This window comes from Vibrio sp. B1Z05, assembly GCF_052955985.1.
Genome location: NZ_CP130464.1, coordinates 464,329 through 479,987, shown reverse-complemented (window position 1 = coordinate 479,987; position 15,659 = coordinate 464,329). Strand labels below are relative to the sequence as shown.

At 42.7% G+C, this 15,659-nt stretch carries 16 protein-coding genes; 5 read left to right on the top strand and 11 right to left on the bottom strand.

What is annotated here, in order from left to right; genetic code table 11:
* Nucleotides 1–28: 28 nt before the first annotated feature.
* Complete coding sequence (locus QV280_RS14990; protein ID WP_152820805.1) at nucleotides 29–205, top strand: type II toxin-antitoxin system ParD family antitoxin; 177 nt, start codon at nucleotides 29–31, stop codon at nucleotides 203–205.
* An 89-nt stretch (nucleotides 206–294) separates the two neighbouring features.
* On the opposite strand, the gene QV280_RS14985 is transcribed toward QV280_RS14990, so the two are convergent.
* From QV280_RS14985 to nrdD, 4 genes are all read right to left on the bottom strand, one after another.
* Entirely contained in the window at nucleotides 295–1,140 is an 846-nt protein-coding gene (locus tag QV280_RS14985; protein WP_023403768.1) for a DUF3037 domain-containing protein, read from the bottom strand.
* Complete coding sequence (locus QV280_RS14980) at nucleotides 1,137–1,853, bottom strand: HipA family kinase (protein WP_152820803.1); 717 nt, start codon at nucleotides 1,851–1,853, stop codon at nucleotides 1,137–1,139. Before QV280_RS14980 ends, QV280_RS14985 begins: the two co-directional genes overlap by 4 nt.
* 412 nt (nucleotides 1,854–2,265) lie before the next feature.
* Nucleotides 2,266–2,736, bottom strand: coding sequence for an anaerobic ribonucleoside-triphosphate reductase-activating protein (gene nrdG, locus QV280_RS14975; RefSeq protein WP_152820801.1), 471 nt, complete (start codon nucleotides 2,734–2,736; stop codon nucleotides 2,266–2,268).
* A gap of 51 nt (nucleotides 2,737–2,787) precedes the next feature.
* On the bottom strand, nucleotides 2,788–4,908 hold the full coding sequence (gene nrdD / locus QV280_RS14970; RefSeq protein ID WP_367869572.1) for an anaerobic ribonucleoside-triphosphate reductase: 2,121 nt from the start codon (nucleotides 4,906–4,908) through the stop codon (nucleotides 2,788–2,790).
* Between the two features lie 336 nt (nucleotides 4,909–5,244).
* On the opposite strand from nrdD, the gene QV280_RS14965 reads away from it, so the two are divergent.
* The gene (locus QV280_RS14965) at nucleotides 5,245–6,105 is read left to right on the top strand and encodes an endonuclease/exonuclease/phosphatase family protein (RefSeq protein ID WP_367869571.1); all 861 of its coding nucleotides are present in this window, start codon (nucleotides 5,245–5,247) and stop codon (nucleotides 6,103–6,105) included.
* A gap of 92 nt (nucleotides 6,106–6,197) precedes the next feature.
* Here QV280_RS14965 and QV280_RS14960 read toward each other — a convergent pair whose 3' ends face one another.
* From QV280_RS14960 to QV280_RS14945, 4 genes are all read right to left on the bottom strand, one after another.
* Nucleotides 6,198–7,040, bottom strand: a complete 843-nt coding sequence (locus tag QV280_RS14960) for a WYL domain-containing protein (protein ID WP_152820799.1) — start codon at nucleotides 7,038–7,040, stop codon at nucleotides 6,198–6,200.
* Nucleotides 7,041–7,222: 182 nt separating this feature from the next.
* Nucleotides 7,223–7,639, bottom strand: a complete 417-nt coding sequence (locus QV280_RS14955) for a YeeE/YedE family protein (protein ID WP_152820798.1) — start codon at nucleotides 7,637–7,639, stop codon at nucleotides 7,223–7,225.
* Between the two features lie 3 nt (nucleotides 7,640–7,642).
* On the bottom strand, nucleotides 7,643–8,065 hold the full coding sequence (locus tag QV280_RS14950) for a YeeE/YedE family protein (protein WP_367869570.1): 423 nt from the start codon (nucleotides 8,063–8,065) through the stop codon (nucleotides 7,643–7,645).
* A gap of 10 nt (nucleotides 8,066–8,075) precedes the next feature.
* The gene (locus QV280_RS14945) at nucleotides 8,076–8,363 is read right to left on the bottom strand and encodes an ArsR/SmtB family transcription factor (protein ID WP_216643777.1); all 288 of its coding nucleotides are present in this window, start codon (nucleotides 8,361–8,363) and stop codon (nucleotides 8,076–8,078) included.
* Nucleotides 8,364–8,569: 206 nt separating this feature from the next.
* On the opposite strand from QV280_RS14945, the gene QV280_RS14940 reads away from it, so the two are divergent.
* Both QV280_RS14940 and QV280_RS14935 read left to right on the top strand, forming a co-directional pair.
* Complete coding sequence (locus tag QV280_RS14940) at nucleotides 8,570–10,228, top strand: FAD-dependent oxidoreductase (RefSeq protein ID WP_152820794.1); 1,659 nt, start codon at nucleotides 8,570–8,572, stop codon at nucleotides 10,226–10,228.
* A gap of 217 nt (nucleotides 10,229–10,445) precedes the next feature.
* Entirely contained in the window at nucleotides 10,446–11,516 is a 1,071-nt protein-coding gene (locus tag QV280_RS14935) for a DUF1254 domain-containing protein (RefSeq protein ID WP_216643776.1), read from the top strand.
* Nucleotides 11,517–11,630: 114 nt separating this feature from the next.
* Here QV280_RS14935 and QV280_RS14930 read toward each other — a convergent pair whose 3' ends face one another.
* Nucleotides 11,631–13,265, bottom strand: a complete 1,635-nt coding sequence (locus QV280_RS14930) for a peptide MFS transporter (protein ID WP_052029596.1) — start codon at nucleotides 13,263–13,265, stop codon at nucleotides 11,631–11,633.
* 243 nt (nucleotides 13,266–13,508) lie between these two features.
* Nucleotides 13,509–14,600 carry a ketoacyl-ACP synthase III gene (locus tag QV280_RS14925; protein WP_152820792.1) on the bottom strand — a complete coding sequence of 364 codons (1,092 nt, stop codon included), beginning with the start codon at nucleotides 14,598–14,600 and terminating at the stop codon, nucleotides 13,509–13,511.
* A gap of 223 nt (nucleotides 14,601–14,823) precedes the next feature.
* Between QV280_RS14925 and QV280_RS14920 the strand changes: the two genes are divergently transcribed.
* On the top strand, nucleotides 14,824–15,036 hold the full coding sequence (locus QV280_RS14920; RefSeq protein ID WP_023403733.1) for a DUF2986 domain-containing protein: 213 nt from the start codon (nucleotides 14,824–14,826) through the stop codon (nucleotides 15,034–15,036).
* 131 nt (nucleotides 15,037–15,167) lie between these two features.
* Here the strand turns inward: QV280_RS14920 and QV280_RS14915 are convergent, their stop codons facing one another.
* On the bottom strand, nucleotides 15,168–15,659 hold the full coding sequence (locus tag QV280_RS14915; RefSeq protein WP_152820791.1) for a LabA-like NYN domain-containing protein: 492 nt from the start codon (nucleotides 15,657–15,659) through the stop codon (nucleotides 15,168–15,170).

The following is a 15,659-nucleotide window of genomic DNA, read 5'->3' as shown; positions in this document are numbered from 1 at the left end:
ATATTGCTATCAATTCGAAGAGGAAATCATGGTTAAGAATACAAATGCGACTTTAGAAGACCGAGAAGCCAAACTTCATACCTTGCGCAACAAGCTAGAACAAGGCGAGCAAAGCGCAATCGCTAATTATAGTTACGAGTCTTTAATTAAAGAACTTGAGCAAGATGACATGAGCACTAATACCCAAATTTGTATTACCAGATAATGTAGAATTAGATCTTATTAAAATCGCAAAATACACTGAATCTATAGCAGTTTCGACGCCTTAGTCACTTGTATAGCAAAACCTGTTTGTCAGTGAATGAGTTTAAAATTATCTACATTTTCTGACTCAAACCTTGCAAATTTTTCAATATTACGAAGATCATGGACATCATAAACATTAACACCTAATGAGTTCATTTCATCTTCTATAGAGTTAAATGCAGCCTTAAGGTTTTTATCATTGTACTCAGGACGATCAATTGCGAAAAGAAAGTCACTAGCATCAAGAGTGTTTGAGTTTAGTAAATGCTTCACTCTTGAAATCCAAAACTCACCATGATCGAGTAACTTTAAAGGCTTGTCTTGGTAAAAACTGAGAGGTTTAATCGCTTTCGTTGTGACTCTATCTGTCGCAACCAGAGGTAGCTCAAAAGAAACATAATCTGCATTTAGTTTACTCTTAGTAAACTTATATCTCGTTATGCCATCTAATTGTTTTTTCAGGTTTTGAACTAAAAGCGTCTCTCGATGCTCTTTAGTGTTAAAGCTTCTACCAACATATTGCTCAAACAACTTCTCTAGAACAAGTTCAAATGATTCATTTGTCAAAAGAGCCGCAGTTTCACTAAAAGTAAGGAAGCCCTCTCTTTGTCTGGTAACTTCATCCATGAAACCAGCCAAGTCCTTTCCTCGCATTCCTTTAGCAAAATCTTGAATACGCTTAAGCTCGAAATGAAACATTTCGATAGCATTAGAGTATAACTGACCATCAAGGTCATCAAAAAACTGAGAAACTCGACCAAATCTTTTATTTGCTAGTTTAAATAACACGCTACCTGTTTGAGGGGCATGAATCACGATACCGACATTGGCAAACTCTTGAGTTTCAGTAAAAGGCATAAAACGTATTACTGAATAACGTACTAGATTTTTCATTTTATACCCTCCCAAAATACAGATGTTCTAAAGCGCAATAATGTTACTCGAATATCTTCTACAATACCAATATCACCGCAGTTTTCGAGCCATTCGTCCGGTATCGACTCTAATATAGAGTCTAGTTCACTAACACAATTTTCCAGTAGTTCTTTGTAGTAGTCATGATCTAGTAAAGATCTTTGTTCAGCAAACCAAGCACTTGACCCCACATGGAGTTCTTTCAACTGACTAAACGTCTCATCATGATCTTTATCAAAGGCAAGGTTATGGTCTAAAACAATAAATGACTGAAGATCCGAGCGGATAAATAGATTCGGATTACCGCCACTTTGCGTAAGATTGCGATCACCATTTTTTATCCAGTAATCAAATAGAAACAGTAGTTTTAAACCTTCCAAGTCAAGTTCACATAGTTTTTGGTAAGGGACATCTTGAATATTCTCTTCGTACTTAGATGCAAACCAATCCCCTTCGCTGAGCTCATAATGTCCAAACTCAAGTAGAGAACCATCAACGTACGCAATTTCAAAATCAGGTACTGGTAACCCAATAGCCTTTCCTAACTTTCCACATACCCATTCGTTAATTAATCCTCGATATGTAGTATTAGGCCCTTTTACAATATACTGATTACCATCATCGCCAACACAGAGGTAAGGCCCTGTTTGGCCTTGTTTCATCTTCCTAATTATCCTTTCGATGTAAATCATATATAGCTGTAACTATGTAAAATTGATGCTTGTAAGTTATCATAATCGTTACATAAGTCGATATCTAGTTGGGTGGTTATAATAACGAATGATATCGATTTCCCACTAAATAACGCGGAAACCTCCGCTAACTTCAGTTCATATGAAACAATTAGAGCTAGAATCAATTCAAAAAAGAACTGTCCACATTAGGAAACATTGCTCGATATAAAGTGAGAAGTTTTCTACAGCAAATTTGTTCTAAGCAGATGAAGGGCGTATTCGAACCACTTTAGATTCAATTAGTTATAGACTTTTAATTTGGTTAGAATGAAAAAAGGAACAGATTATAAAATCTGTCCCTCAATAGGTCGTTTTGATAACAGACATCACTCAACACCTCATAACAAGACGCAAAGTAACCTGCAGGCGCTTAATCTAATGTAAAGCGGTGAATGACTTGGTTTGAGCTGCCTCGCCATTCTAAACGAGCGTCGGCTAAGTCTTTTACAAACTTGCCGTCAATCAAAGTATCTACGTAGTTAACTACTTGTTGTTGCTCTTCACTAAGCTCTGCGAGAACGTAACCCGTCCACATCCAGATATCCTTTCCGGGACACTCTTCTTTTACTCGCTTTACCAGCTTAAAGATTGCTTCAAGATTACCCGGATAAAGCGGATCGCCACCAGACAGTGACAGCCCTTTGCGCTTGATGCGGGTATCGTTGAGATCAGCAATCACTTGGTCTTCCATTTCTTGGGTAAATAAATGCCCTGAGCTTGGCGACCAAGTCGATTGATTGTAGCAGCCACGACATTGATGGATACATCCAGAAACAAACAAAGTGCAGCGTGTTCCTAGCCCGTTGACCACGTCAACTGGATAATAATTGTGGTAGTTCATCAGTGTGTTGCTCGTGCTAATTGTTTAAATGGTATTGCTATAGTCACTTACTTATAAGTGTTTTACGCGACGTTTCACTTCTTCTTGTTTACCGAAGTTAAACGGACGTGCATCTGGGCTACCTAGATAACCACACACGCGTCGTGTTACCGATACTTTGGCGGAATCGTGGTTGCCACAGTTAGGACAGGTAAAGCCTTTGCTCGTACACTCAAACTCACCGTTATAGCCACATTCATAACACTCATCAATTGGCGTATTAGTACCGTAGTATGGAACGCGCGTATAAGCGTAATCCCAGACGTTCTCTAATGCTTCGACATTGCGCTGCATATTCGGGAACTCACCGTAGCAAATGAAGCCACCGGTTGAGATCATTGGGTATGGCATTTCAAAATCAATTTTGTCGTACGGGTTAACCTTTTTCTCCACATCTAAGTGGAAGCTATTGGTGTAGTAACCCTTATCTGTTACGCCGTTGATTACGCCGAATTCTTTAGTATCAATTTGGCAGAAACGGCTGCACAAGTTTTCACTTGGTGTGCCATACAAGCTAAAGCCATAGCCTGTTTCTTCTGTCCACGCATCCACATTACGTTTTAGATAAGCAATAACAGCCACGGCTTTTTCGCGTAGTTCTGCGGCGTCAAACACATGTTGCTCAGTGCCGTATAGAGCGTTGATCGTTTCATGAACGCCAATATAACCAAGAGAAATAGAAGCTCGGCCATTTTTAAAGATTTCAGAAACCGCATCGTCTGGTTTCAGACGTACGCCACATGCGCCTTCCATATATAGGATAGGTGCAACGCGTGCTTTGACGTTTTCTAAACGGCTAATACGCGTCTCCAATGCTCGACGTGCTGTGCTTAGTTTTTCGTCCAATAGCTCGTAAAAACGCTCTTCACTGCCCTGCGCTTGAAGTGCAATACGTGGCAGGTTAAGGCTTACCACACCAAGGTTATTACGACCATCGTGGATCATCTCGCCGTTTTCTTCATAAACGTTTAAGAAGCTGCGACAACCCATTGGCGTTTTAAATGAACCTGTCACTTCAACCACTTTGTCGTAGTTAAGAATATCTGGGTACATACGCTTGGTTGCACACTCTAGTGCCAGTTGCTTAATGTCGTAGTTTGGATCGGTTGCTTTATGATTTAAGCCATCTTTGATGCCAAAGACTAATTTAGGGAAAACAGCGGTCTTACTGTTTTTACCCAAACCTGCAATGCGGTTTTTCAAAATCGAAGTTTGGATCAATTTAGACGCCCAAGAAGAGCCTAAACCAAAGCCAAAGGTCACAAATGGGGTTTGACCATTTGCGGTATGCAGTGTGTTTACTTCGTATTCTAAAGATTGGAATGCGTCGTAACATTCTTTTTCCGTGCGAGAGCGCGCAAATGCTTTAGGATCATGAATATCCCACTCTTTCGCCACTTCTAAATGTTTTTCGTAACTGCTCATCACGTACGGTTCAAGCACTTCATCAATACGGTTGATGGTGGTACCGCCGTAGATGTGGCTAGCCACTTGCGCGATGATTTGCGCGGTGACCGCTGTCGCTGTAGAAATTGATTTTGGTGTATCAATCTCAGCATTACCCATCTTAAATCCATGTGTTAACATGCCTTTAAGATCGATAAGCATACAGTTAAACATTGGGAAAAACGGTGCGTAATCAAGATCGTGGTAGTGGATATCGCCTTGCTCATGAGCTTGTACGATGTCACGAGGAAGAATATGTGTTTTGGCGTAGTGCTTAGCCACGATGCCCGCTAACAGATCGCGCTGAGTTGGAATCACTTTGCCATCTTTGTTGGCATTCTCATTCAACAGATCGGCATTTGATTGCTCAATAAGGCCTTGGATCTCTTGGTTAAGAACACTTTTCTTCTCTCTCGCTTTATCACGATCATGGCGATACTCGATGTAAGAACGAGCCAGACCTTTATATGGGCCTTGCATAAGTTCATTTTCGACTAAGGTTTGGATTTGCTGGATATCCACTTCGTGGCTACCCGCCAGTTGTCCCTCTACCTGCTTTGCAACGTCTTCAGCATAATCCGATAGGCACTGATCAACATCTGATCCTGCACTTTTGATAGCTTCGACAATGCGATCTTTGGCGAAAGGGGCAAGAGAACCGTCTCTTTTTAAAACAACTGGTTTCACAATTTCTCCTTACCCACAGCATATACACAGATACACTATATAGGGTATTTAATTTGATATTCGACACTACATATTGTGGGCGTATTTAACGAGATGTGCCACACTTTTTTATTGATTTAGATCAAAATAAAGGTCAAGTGTCCTTTTTTAGGGCCGATCTTTTGCGAGTAAATTACTCCACTCACAGAACAAAAAAAAACGTATTTTTTTTTTAGTATGGGTTGCAATTTTTAAAGTACTTTTGCGATGGGCGATGAACGGGGATGACAACTTTTGAAAATAATATTTAGAAAAAAAGCACTTGCATTTACTTGCTATATGTTGCTTCTAATATGTGTGTCCGCAAGTGCTTATGCGGTAGATTTAAAATTAACCACTTGGAATTTAGCCTGGCTTTCTACGCAAAGTTATCCACAGTTTGCCGAAAGTCAGCGTGACAAAAATGACTTTTCCACCCTCTCTCGTTACTTGCAAAACATTCAACCGGATCTACTCGCTTTTCAAGAAGTCGACAGTATTGAGGCCATTCAGCGCGTAGTGGGCAGGCAATACACTGTGGTGCTTTCTGAGCGTGCACTTGCTAAACACTCCGCCAAGCAATTTGGTGACATCAATCAGTACACCGGAGTTGCCTTTAAAAAAGACCTTAATGTAATTGAACACCCCGACATTGATTTAAATGTCGAGCGAGGCGGTAAACTGCGATTTGCTACTTACATCGAAATCGCATCCGCAATCCCATCTGCAAAAGCCCCCACACACATTCACCTGCTCTCAGTGCATCTCAAAGCCGGTTGTCAGGGCAAGAAGAACCGCAACCGCTCTTGCGACATAGTGCAAAAGCAAGCACAAAAGTTAAACCAATGGATAGTACAACGAGAAAGTCGCGGGCAGTCTTATATCATTTTGGGGGATTTCAATCATAACCTTGCTTATAAAGGCGACTGGTTATGGAAAACCCTCACCCAAGGCACCCATAAAGCACAACTTGCCAGTAAAACTAGCCAAGCTAAATGTGAAATACGCTCAAACCGTAACCCAAATCAAACCCATAGATTTAGAAGCTTGATTGATCACATCATCGTCAGTTCGGATTTAAGCTACTCGCTGCCGAAACAGAATGTGTATGCTAAGCAAGATGTGCTGAAGTATCAGCTTAGCGATCACTGTCCAGTGTCGTTTTCTTTGGAGGATTAATTATCTTTGCAGGATTAAATAGAGGCTAGCAAGTGCGCCCTGTTTTGTTTGCAGGGCGTTATACAAGTGATGTGAAAGAAGATAAAAATACTCTAACCCATATGCCGAAGGATCTCATCGCGATTCACCACAATCAATTGCTGGCGCCCGACAAGCGTATCCTCATAATCTAGGTATACATTCAGCGCATACAAGGTATAGCGAAGCAGCGCCACACGACATGGCACAATAAATGTGCCCTGTTGCATGTCATATTCATATTGAATGATCGCTTTTTGCTTATCTGAAAGACGCGGATCGGGCGCAAATACAATATCGACACTGCGTTGCCACTGAGTGTCCTGTTGTTTGTTATATGGTGATCCATCAAGAAGCGTCAATAACCCTTCAAATCGACTTAAAATGAAATCTCGGTACTGTTGATTTTTTTCACAATAAGCACGAACGTGCCAGCGCAATGGCGTACACACAATAGAATGAGGCGTGATAACACGTTTTTCGGCAACGGGTTGGCTCATGGAGCGATAGGCGATCTCTAGCCTTAATTCTCCTTTTGCGGCTAGCAAAATTTTCCGTACATGTTCAGCATTAACTTCGCGCACAGGGATAGGCAATGAACATGCCGCTCCGCCCGTAAACTCCATCGGCGCGAAGATATTGGCATTGGCTTCCTGACTTGCCAGCAAATTCAAAAACTCTTGAGCATGACCGGTAATGAACTTGGCAGAAAAACACGCGCTCGGCACATAGCCTTTCAGACTGCTGTCATAAATAAGATTGGTCTTAGAGATATGTTGGATATAAAAGTTGATATCCCTTGAGGCTTGCTGACGACCAATACCAAAACTTTCACACAAATGCTTGGTCGTTAAGCGACCTTCCCAATAGGCAATTAACTCTATTAGCCTAAACCTTTGGTGTTGATCCCACTTCATAAAACCCTCTACGCATCAGGATATGTCTACTTTGTCGCATATCATATTTCTAGGCGGTAATTTAGCATACGTAGTGTTTGATGTACGGTTCAAGAATCATAAGTTATTGTCTAATAAACGTTTTATCTCACATTCTCAAGATTCACCACTCAACCTCACCATTGATGTACACCTAGCATTACTCACTTTAAATTAGTGACCCTGTCACCTAAAACAAACCCTACTAGCATTGCAACCACAAACAACACTGCCTGAATATTGCCACTGCCTAACGATGAAATAACCGGTCCAGGGCAAATCCCCACTAATCCCCAACCAATGCCAAAAATACTCGCACCAGTGAGCAAACGTTTATCAATGGCATTGTTAGTGGCTAACGAAAAGCTCAAACCAAGCACAGATTTTTCTCGTTTCTTAATCACCAAAAGATAGACAGGCAAAAATACGCTAAGCGCACCGCCCATAACAAAGGCTAAACTTGGGTCCCAATTGCCCGCGACATCTAAAAATCCAATCACTTTAACCGGATCGACCATACCGGATACCGCCATACCTAAACCAAACAACACGCCAGCGATTAAAGACACTATTTTAAACATGATCTACCCCAACAAATGCAAACGAACAAATACGGTAACACCCGCTGCCAGCATAAAGACGCAGGTTGCCACTAGCGAACGTTTAGATAAACGACCAATGCCACAAATGCCGTGACCTGATGTGCAGCCATTGCCAATTTTAGTGCCTAACCCCACTAGCAAACCGCCGAGCAATAGCACCCACAACTGACTGTCATAGCTAATTGGGATCATAGCGCCAAACGCCGTTGCCCCTAGTAATCCACCAGCAACCATGCCCAATACAAATAGCCAGCGCCAACCTTTATCACCGGCTTTGTTTTTTAACAAACCAGACACGATGCCACTAATTCCGGCTATTTTCCCGTTAAATAACAGCAATATCGAAGCAGACACACCTAACAGCATACCACCAAACAATGAAGCCCAAGGCACAGTAAATTCCACAATTTTCTCCCTAACGACAGTAGATTTGATATAAGGATGTAATGAGTTGCTCTACCTGCTTATTCTTTAGCGAGTAGAACACTTTTTGCGATTCTTTTCTTATTTGCACAAACTCATTATCTCGCAACACTTTAAGGTGTTGAGAGAGTGCTGATTGATGTAGCACAGAGCCATTTTGCAAGTCAGCGACCTGTTTTTCCCCTTCCATCAACTGACACAGCACCATCAAACGCTCACTATGAGAAAGCACTTTTAGCACTGATGCGACATTGTCCGCTTTGCTTTTAAGTACTTTCATAGAGGTGGTCTCTGAGGTTAATTTATCTTCTATATTCATACGATAAACTCAGCTTAGAATTGGATAACGACATTGGGTTAGTCTAGTCAATTCTTTATATTAGTCAACACTAAATAAGTAATTTCAAATTTAGCTGGACTAATATTAGAATTAACTTATATTGTAACTACACAACATTAATCAACCCTAAGTTTGGAGTGATAGCAATGACTAAAATTCTCATCGTCGGTGGCGTAGCAGGTGGTGCATCAACGGCGGCTCGTGCACGTCGTTTAAGTGAAGACGCAGAAATCATCGTGTTTGAACGGGGCGAATTTGTTTCCTTTGCCAACTGTGGTCTACCCTACCATATTGGTGGTGACATCAAAGATCGAAGTAAACTGTTACTGCAAACACCAGACAGCTTTTTAGCTCGCTTTAATGTTGATGTGCGCGTGATGAACGAAGTGATTGCCATTGATCGCCAAGCAAAAAGCGTCACGGTTAAAAATCTCATCGATGGTAGTGAATATACCGAACGCTATGACTTCCTACTGCTCAGCCCCGGTGCTGCGCCAATAATTCCGCCTATTGCTGGGCTTGATAACCCTGTCACCCACTCCTTGCGTAACATTTCCGATATGGATCGCATTTTAAATACGCTACGCAATAATAAACCCAAGCACGCCACTGTAGTGGGCGGCGGATTCATCGGCCTTGAAATGATGGAAGCGTTCCAGCAACTTGGCATCAAAACCAGTTTAATTGAAATGGCCGAGCAAGTAATGACGCCAGTAGATCGCGAAATGGCAGGCTTTGTCCATGAAGAGATCCGCAATAAAGGCATCGATCTTAAACTTGGCGTGGCCTTGCAATCAGTCGAGCACATTCATCATCAAAACAGCGAATCACTAAAGCTTCAGCTCAGCAACGGTGAGTCGCTTAATACCGATATTTTGATCATGGCAATTGGCGTCCGCCCCGAAACTCAGCTCGCTAAAGAAGCAGGACTACGTATCGGCGCGACTGGCGGCATTTACACCAATGCACAAATGCAGAGTAGCGATCCTTCTATATACGCTGTGGGGGACGCAGTTGAAGAGCAAGATTTTGTCACAGGTAACCCCACTCTTGTTCCCCTTGCAGGGCCTGCTAACCGTCAAGGACGCATGGCCGCAGATAATATGCTGGGTAGAGAGCAAAGCTATCAAGGCACGCAAGGCACCGCCATATGTAAGGTGTTTGACTTAGCCGTTGCCTCAACCGGCATGAACGAAAAACAATTACAGCAAAGCGGCACTGCTTATGAAAAAGTGTATGTGCATACCGCAAGTCATGCTAGCTACTACCCGGGCGCAGAAACCGTCTCCTTTAAAATGTTGTTTGACCCACAATCAGGCAAAATTTTCGGCGCGCAAGCGGTGGGCAAAGACAGCGTGGATAAACGTATTGATGTAATGGCAGTGGCGCAACGCGCAGGTATGAGCGTACAGCAACTGCAACATTTAGAGCTCACCTATGCGCCACCTTTTGGCAGTGCTAAAGATGTTATTAACCAAGCCGCTTTTGTGGCAAACAACATCATAGAGGGCGACGCAACCCCTATTCACTTTGATGAGATTGCACACTTAACTGATGAGCAATTACTGCTTGATGTGCGAAACCCAGCCGAGCGCAAAAACGGCAATCATATTGCAGGGGATATCAATATTCCTGTTGATCAACTGCGTCAGCGCATGCATGAACTGCCAAAAGACAAAGAGATCATCATTTATTGTCAAGTTGGTCTGCGTGGCAACGTTGCCTATCGCCAGTTAGTCAATAATGGCTTTAAAGCGAAAAACTTACTTGGTGGCTATCGCACCTACAAAATCGCCACCGCCTAATTGTTTTATGACCTAGGAGTTCACTCCTAGGTCATTGATTTCACTACCATATCCACATATCGAATATCAGCTATTGATTAACGTCATTTCAAATTCCATCTAAACCCTCTTAAAGTCTCTTTAAAGCAACACAGTGACAAACGGAGCTTGTGACTAACATATTGTTTTCTATACTCAAATTGGCATCTTTGCTATTCGCACTTTAGAGGTTACAACCATGCTTAACGCTCGCCCAAATACATTTGTTTCTCGTGCACTTTCTTCTCATGTAGTGCTCGCTACCGCCCTGCTTACTGCAGTATCGCTAGCACCAAACGTGATGGCTACTGAAAATACGCACACTTCAAAAGCACAAACACTCACCGTCACTGCGGACAACTTCTCGCACGCTGAGACCGCACGTAATTATCGTAACTGGACAAGCAAAGGCGCGAACTCTCAATTTGTGATCATGCAGAACCTGCCTCCACGCGGCAAAGCGGCGCCAACAGTGCAGATGAACGATGACACCCTATATGGCGTGGCTATCGTTAAAGCCAAAAATGGCAAGGTGAGCTTTTCGATACCAGAGACAGACAACTATTTAGCCGTACAAGTAGTAACCGAGCGCGGTCATGGGCAACACTATGTGGTTGAAGATGGTGTGTATGAACTTGCTGTTGAGTCAGAATATGCGATGCTGATTTATCGCTCAGGCACAGAAAAAGGCATCCAGCACGCGGTTGAGCAATTAGACAAGGTCAATGTCGCTGATTTTAACTTTGCCACAGATTACCAAGTTCAGCCGTATAACTATGACGAAGTGGAAACTTGGGTGCAAAACTACACCAAAGAGGTCAACTCTATGGATAAATTCACCTATACCTTCCCTCGCACTAGTGAACAAGTCACTGACTTGCATCATTGGAATTTAGAGAATGCAGCAGGCTGGGGCGGCGCAAGCCCAGAGGCCTTTGTGGGGAATAAATACGCCAACAGCGCCAAGTTAAAAGCCAACGTCTGTTACAGCGCGACCTTTAACGACCCACAAAATAAATTTTTCACCTCGATTACTGCGTATGATTCCGACAAATACTTGATGGAAGGCGTACGTCACATTAGCTCAAATACTTGGGATACTAACCAAGATGGTACGATCACTGTCTCGTTCAACTGCGGAGACTCTGCCAAAAACAATATCGATACTAAAGGACAAGATTTTACCTTTACCACTCGTCATTACGGCGTCAATCCTAGCGTTATGAAAGCAAAAGATGACCCTATTATTGCCGGGCTTAAACAAAGCTAAAAGGTACTGGTGAAGGTAGCAAATTAACGACATAAAAAATGGCAGCTGACCTTGGTCTAAGCTGCCATTTTTTGCTATTCCACTAAGGTTTCCCTTAATAATGGGGAAATCACATTAAGCGATAGTAATGCCTTTTTTAGCCAGTGAGCGGTGCAACATGTACATCACAACACACAGTGCGCCACCGACGATCATGCCACTCCAACCCATAGAGTAGAAGTAATCACCGTAAGCGTGGATGCTAGCAATTTTGTCTTCGCCACCTTGTGGAATCGCAACGATCTTACCTAACTGACCAGAGATCAGGTTCGACATAGAAGAAGCTAAGTACCAAGCGCCCATCGCAAAGGCAATCATTTTAGGGTGACAATAGAGACCAATCATAGACAGACCTACCGCACTCACAAACAGTTCAGCAATAGTTACGATTAGGTAAGAAAGACCTACATAGTTTGCGCTAGCAATCCCTGTTTCGTAACCGGTTGATGCGCCATACCAAAGCGCAAGCATCGACAGACCCGAGAGCACTACGCCCACAGCGAATTGATAAGGAATACTAAAGCGAACAAAGCGGTTGTAGAACTTAGGCAATTGCGAACCAATTGCTAAGATAACCAATGGGTTAATCAACTGGAACTGAGCCGGAGACAGAATAATACCGAACAAGGAAAAGTCCGTATTGTTCTTAGTAAACATGATCATGGTGGTGGCCATTTGGTTGTATAACACGAAGAATACAATCGCGACCAAAATCAAAAATGCGGCAATTAATTGTTTAGTGCGATCCACACCTTTAAGCAACATAGTACGAATACAAAACGCCAAAATACCAACAGTACAACCAATACCAATCAAATAGGTACTTACGTGCGGATTAAGGTATGAGTAATATGCAATCGCGTAACCCACAACGATGTAAGATACCACCGGAATTAGACGTCCAATCGTCATTGGTTGCTTATCCAGATCATCAATTACATTGGTGTAGATGTTGCGTTTAACAATGAAGTTAATTGCAGCGGCTGATTTACCTAAAACCACTAACGCTAGCACAGACATAACGCCGTAAGGGCTATCCATTAACATTGGCGCAAGACCAATACCAATAAGTGAGCCTACGTTAATGGCCATGTAGTAAAAGGTCATGCCTGATTTACTGCCCGCGTCATCGCCTTTGTAAATGCGGCTTACAAGTGCAGAAGTCGGTGATGCTACCAATGAGTTGATAGCAGGAAGTAGCGCATACGCCATAATAAAGGCACGTGTGCCTAGCGTGTGAACATTGGAGCTGCCGATATAAATAATCAAATAAGCCAGTGCGACTAAACATACACCCCAAGTAATACCGCGGCGAATACCGAGATATTTATCGATAACATAACCGCCGATAATTGGCATCATATAACCGATAGCTTGGGTTACACCCATGAATTCATACGCTTCTTTCTCTGTCATCCCTAGCCCATCACGAGCCATTGGCAAGGTTAGGAACAGAATGAAGATTGACATGATGGAGTAAGAGGCGAACTGCCCAAAGAACGTAATCGTTGTTACGTTAAATACCTGAGAGCGAATGAGCTTCTTCTCAGGTGTTGGTGTTTTCGATATTGTTTGCAAAATGTTTATCTCTAAAACGGTTTGAATATCTAAACCAGCAAAGCTGGATCTTGGCGATAGAAATCCTTCTAGCACGCGCGTTACGTTAGCAAACAAACCGCTTGAGAAGTGGGTCACATTTTTATATTGCACAAATCACCTGCAACTCATTGCATTTAATTAATAGAGCAATGAGTTGCATCTTGGGATTGATAGTAATGAAGATAGTAATGAATAAAGACAGTATGAAATTGAAGATGGCGGGAAGAAAATAGCCAGTCCTACTCGGTTTCTTAAAATTCGATAAATTAAAAGCTACAGCATTAAACAGGCGCTGCTTAATGCTGTAGCAAGACAAACAAAGATAAGGAATAAAATTGATGCAATGAGAGCCGATTAGCCTCTATTAGGATTGTTCTTACAATGCAAAATAGCTTGGTCTAGCAACTGCAATGCCGTTTGTTCACATTTAGGCAGCCTTGCATCGCTCTCTTTTATTGGCGTCACTCGCTGGCCCCAACGAATACGCCCTGCCCCCCAAGTTAATCCAGCGCCAAACGCAGCGGTTAATATTTCACTGCCCGGCTTTATCACGCCTTGCTCGGCTGCTTCACACAAGGCAATCGGCACAGTCGCCGCTGATGTATTTCCGTAATTTTGGATATTGATAAACGCTTTTTCTTGCTCAATCCCTGCCATATCGCACAAAGTTTGAATAATGCGCACATTGGCTTGATGCGGAATCACCACGTCAATGGCAGAGGTCGATAACTGCGCTTCGTTTAATACATGATGCGCCGCACTGCCCATGCCTTTTACCGCACGTTTAAAGATCTCACGCCCGACAAAGTTAAAGGTGAAATAGCCATTATCGGCGGCGAATCTTTGCATTGACGTGCCAAAGCTAGGCACCGCTAAGATGTCACGCCCTTCAGAATCACAGCCCAGTTTACTTTGTAGTAACCCAACTTCTTGCTCAGTTTTTGACAGCACCACCGCACCTGCGCCATCACCAAATAATACGGCGGTGTCACGCTGAGTCCAGTCAATGAAAAAGCTCAGTCTCTCTGCGCCAATCACCAACACATGCTGATAACTGCCTGCTTGAATCATGCGCGTTGCGGTTTCTAAGCCATACACAAAGCCGGTACAAGCTGCGTTTAAATCAAAGGCGGCGGCTTTAAATGCCGATAAATTATTTTGTACCTTAGACGCAATATTAGGGATAAGGGTGTCGGGTGAACAAGTCGCAACAATAATAAGATCCAAATCACCCGGCTCAATACCGGCACAATCCATCGCTCTTTGCGCGGCAACGGTGGCCAAATCCGAGGTTTGTACATGACTAATTCTACGCGCAGATATTCCGGTTCTTGGCTTTATCCATTCATCTGAGGTATCTAAAAATGTACCTAGATCATCATTACTCAATACTGTTGGTGGTAAGCACTTTCCCCAGCCTGAAATTTCCGCATACGTTTTAGTCATATCGCCTACTTCTAGTAATTTTATTATGTATTTTAAGAGTATACGTTCATTGCCAAAATACGAAAGTAATTGCCTAGTCGGTTCTATGGTGTTTTTTGTAAAGCGTGACCAAGGTACAGCCCCAGTTCACTTAAAGACAATTTTTGCCTTCTTTAACCAATTTACAGCACGCATTAACGGTTTATGTTAGTCTTAGCGCCGTCATGCGAATTAAGGTCAAAAAATGAACCGTAAGAAGAAGATCAACCAGATCCTAAAGAAGAAAATAAAGAAGCAGAACTCTAAACTGCACAGTTCAAACAAGCCAAAGTACATTTCAAAAAGTGAACGGGCGAAGATGGAACAAGAAGCAGCTCAAGTTGAAGATGTGCAAGCAGACGAAAATGCGACAGATACTGTGACTGATGCTACGCCGTCACAACAAAAAGAAGACTAACAATTACCTAGCAGAGCGCCTGACTTACGCTAATCACGCGTAAGTGTATTTAGCGGTATTCCTCCACTTATTCGTCCGTGTATTCCTAGACGGGCGCTCTGGTTATTTTGTGGTGTTTTATATAAAGAGTGCTATCTCAAAAGCGCATCTTTAATGGGGATAAATTCGCTGGCCACCTCAATCAAACCATTGGCAGTCAGTTGAGGTACGCCCAATACAATCACCTTGCAGTTATAGTGCTGCGCAACATGCTTCACCAAAAGCTCAAAATCACCATCGCCAGAGAGCAAAATGATGGTATCTACGTCGCGAGCTTTTTCCATAATATCTATGGTAATACCCACGTCCCAATCGCCTTTCGCACTGCCGTCTGCACGTTGAATATAAGGCTTTAGTTTTACCTGAAAACCAATCCCTCGCAGGATATGATGAAATTGACGTTGCTTAGGATCTTGGCTGGCAATTGCGTAGGCATGTGCAGAAACGATGTCTCCATATTCCATTGCCAATGCCCAAAACGCGTTGTAGTCAAAGTTTCGACGATAAGCGTCACGAGTGGTGTAGTAGATATTCTGCACGTCAGCAAAAATAGCCACTTGGTTTCTAGGCGCAAGCTGATTCAT

Excerpts from the sequence above, each read along its gene's own strand:
- QV280_RS14990 (WP_152820805.1), top strand. The coding sequence starts at position 29 with ATGGTTAAGAATACAAATGCGACTTTAGAAGACCGAGAAGCCAAACTT.
- QV280_RS14985 (WP_023403768.1), bottom strand. The coding sequence starts at position 1,140 with ATGAAAAATCTAGTACGTTATTCAGTAATACGTTTTATGCCTTTTACT.
- QV280_RS14980 (WP_152820803.1), bottom strand. The coding sequence starts at position 1,853 with ATGATTTACATCGAAAGGATAATTAGGAAGATGAAACAAGGCCAAACA.
- nrdG (WP_152820801.1), bottom strand. The coding sequence starts at position 2,736 with ATGAACTACCACAATTATTATCCAGTTGACGTGGTCAACGGGCTAGGA.
- QV280_RS14960 (WP_152820799.1), bottom strand. The coding sequence starts at position 7,040 with ATGAAGTGGGATCAACACCAAAGGTTTAGGCTAATAGAGTTAATTGCC.
- QV280_RS14955 (WP_152820798.1), bottom strand. The coding sequence starts at position 7,639 with ATGTTTAAAATAGTGTCTTTAATCGCTGGCGTGTTGTTTGGTTTAGGT.
- QV280_RS14945 (WP_216643777.1), bottom strand. The coding sequence starts at position 8,363 with ATGAAAGTACTTAAAAGCAAAGCGGACAATGTCGCATCAGTGCTAAAA.
- QV280_RS14940 (WP_152820794.1), top strand. The coding sequence starts at position 8,570 with ATGACTAAAATTCTCATCGTCGGTGGCGTAGCAGGTGGTGCATCAACG.
- QV280_RS14935 (WP_216643776.1), top strand. The coding sequence starts at position 10,446 with ATGCTTAACGCTCGCCCAAATACATTTGTTTCTCGTGCACTTTCTTCT.
- QV280_RS14925 (WP_152820792.1), bottom strand. The coding sequence starts at position 14,600 with ATGACTAAAACGTATGCGGAAATTTCAGGCTGGGGAAAGTGCTTACCA.
- QV280_RS14920 (WP_023403733.1), top strand. The coding sequence starts at position 14,824 with ATGAACCGTAAGAAGAAGATCAACCAGATCCTAAAGAAGAAAATAAAG.
- QV280_RS14915 (WP_152820791.1), bottom strand. The coding sequence starts at position 15,659 with ATGAATCAGCTTGCGCCTAGAAACCAAGTGGCTATTTTTGCTGACGTG.